We start from the raw sequence: 2,563 nt of genomic DNA on the forward strand, positions 1-2,563 counted from the left end.
TGCATACATATAATAATCAGGAGAATGATTTTCTTCTACGTAATGAACATAATGTTTATCTACTTGTTCTTCAGATAATCCAGCTACTTTGTCTTGAATTCGAGTAGCTTCATCCATCTTTTTTAAGAGTTGTACAGGATCTGTATTAGAACCCAACAAATATTTCTTAACACGTGCAGGGCTGGCCGTAATTAATACACGTTCGCCTTTTAACTCCACTGCATGTGCATTAGGATATTGGTCCAGCATGTTTATTAAATCTTGTTTTGTATGCTTTCCTAGTTCAAAGAAAGGCGTAGTCGTTCCACCTGTTGTAATTGTTGTTCGAATGCTACCTCCTTGCTGTTTATTATAAAAATAAATCAGCCCCCCATTTGGAGATTGGATTGTGTTTACACCAGGTTTTAATGTAAATGATTTTATCTTAGAATCTTCTCTCCAAGAAGCATCATACGAATACGTTCCAATATATACCTGAATATCTTGATTACCTTCTACATTAATCGTTATTTGTTCATTTGGCTTTGCATATAACCCAGTTGGTTCATATGGACTAAATGCCATACTTTTTCTTTCCTGTTGTTTTAGTACCTCAACATCTCCTTTTCCTGGGACTGTAAATGTTCTATTTTCTGATTTAACTGACTTTTCACTTTGCAGTGATGTCGATAAATTTTTTTGCTGCTCCTTTTGCTCCGCAAAGACATCTGATGAAGAAATCATTCCAGTCGCAAGCATAGTTACTGTAGCAGTAGCTGCAAGTATTTTTCTAGTTTTATGTTTTGAATTATTCCCCATATTATCTCCCTCATTTTTCCTTAGTACTCTTAAGGATTTTTTGTTTTCTTCTTCATGTTTTTACAATCTAAACTATTCATACTATTTAAGTTGTGTCTATTACTCTATATTTTTTCATAAATATCTCCTTTTCTTTATGTATTATTGTATATAAATGTTATTTGATGACACATTAAATAACAACTTTACGATAAACTCATCGATAACAGCCTATTATGTTTTGATTCTGTTTTCTAAACTTCCATCCAATTGGAGAAATATATCCAAATGGAGAAATAAGTAAATAAATTTCAACATTTAAGGGTTGGAATCTCACATAAAATTCATAAAACTTTTTTTACTTTAAAGGTTAATACAATTGCAACCACATTTGTTTAAATCTCCACCTTTTTTGAAAAAAAGCATCTAATTCTATTTGAATTAGATGCTTACATTTAGTCCTTAGGACAAATATTCTAAACTATTTATGCGCCTGCAAATCTTTTTTTATTACTTCCCAGAGTGAATTATCTTGACGCATCGGTTTACCCTCTTCATCCCATTTTATTTTTCCTGTTCCCAATTCATAATTCATCCCTGTCCATGTGTCTTCACGGAATGCATAGAATGATTTATGCCATCCTTTTTGGTTAAAGATAAAAATAAGATCTTGCATGTATTGGGTAGCACCTGGAACAGTACGGTTAATTCCAAACTCCTCTGCGATAATTCGATTAGATGGTACATGATTTTTCTTAGACCATTGTTGGATTGGCTTCAAAAACTTCTCTAATCCCTGCTTATTCCACATTACAGGTTTCTCTAAGTCTCCTACTTTTACTAATCCTGGATATTGATATTCTTTATTTTTCTTTTCACCTTGACTCGTTAATTCATATGGTTCATACATATGAAATGCGTAAAGCGTTTTTTTATCCTTTACTGGCTTTAAGTATTTAAAGGCCCATGGAGTAGCATATAAACCTGAATCTAAAATAACTGGTGTTTCTTGGTCTACTTCACGAATGGAATTGATCACCTTTTGATAAAATCTGTTTAAATCCGCTGTCGTTCCCTCCACTTTTGCATACCATTTCTCGTAATCTTCCGTCCAAAAATCATTATATCTATTATTTTTAGCTGTTTCTGGATGTGGTTCATTTATAATATTATAACCAACCAACGCGGGGTGATCTTTTAGTTCCAGAGCGAGGTCCTTCCAAAATTGACTTGCTTGTTCTTGATACTTCTCTTCTTCCCATATTCTGTCGTCATTCTTATTATTATTAAATTGGCGCCATCGATCACCAGGTAAGGATAACATTGTAAGAACGACTTTCATTCCTTGTGATTGTGCGGCATCTAAATCCGCCTTTAATTTTTCTAGATCTTCCTTTACTAATCCCTGATAGTTATCTGAATTACCTATCAGAAAATCCTTTCCAGAAGTATCTGGTTTATCTTCAAATAGAAAATCTTTATCTTTCGCCCATTTATCAGGTGCTAAACGAACATATTCAATATTAGCTTCTTTTGCACTTTTATAGTTTTCAGGTAATGACGTACTATTCATGAAATTAGTACCCTTTCTTTTCGAATCCCAAAAACTAATTTTTGAATCGCTCTTATGATAAGTATCAGCTCTTACATTCATTTCCTGTACTCCAAAACTCATCATGCCTAATAACGCAACAATTGGCAAAATTTTTTTCACAACTTTTCCTTCTTTCTCTTTATATTTTACACACATAACATACCTTTGTTTTGTTACAGGAATATGGCAATT

Annotated in this window: 2 protein-coding genes; both read right to left on the reverse strand. The window is 32.9% G+C overall.

Annotation, left to right across the window (positions count from 1 at the left end; translation table 11 throughout):
• Nucleotides 1-798, reverse strand: a 798-nt coding sequence (locus ACTJJY_RS31840) for a M60 family peptidase N-terminal accessory domain-containing protein (protein WP_440607439.1), incomplete at its 3' end; no start/stop codon positions are given.
• Between the two features lie 460 nt (nucleotides 799-1,258).
• A complete protein-coding gene (locus ACTJJY_RS31845; RefSeq protein ID WP_440607440.1) occupies nucleotides 1,259-2,527 on the reverse strand; it encodes a glycoside hydrolase family 5 protein in 1,269 nt (422 codons plus the stop codon).
• Nucleotides 2,528-2,563 lie beyond the last annotated feature (36 nt).

This window comes from Bacillus sp. 22475 (genome assembly GCF_052044835.1).
GTDB lineage: Bacteria > Bacillota > Bacilli > Bacillales > Bacillaceae_G > Bacillus_A > Bacillus_A cereus.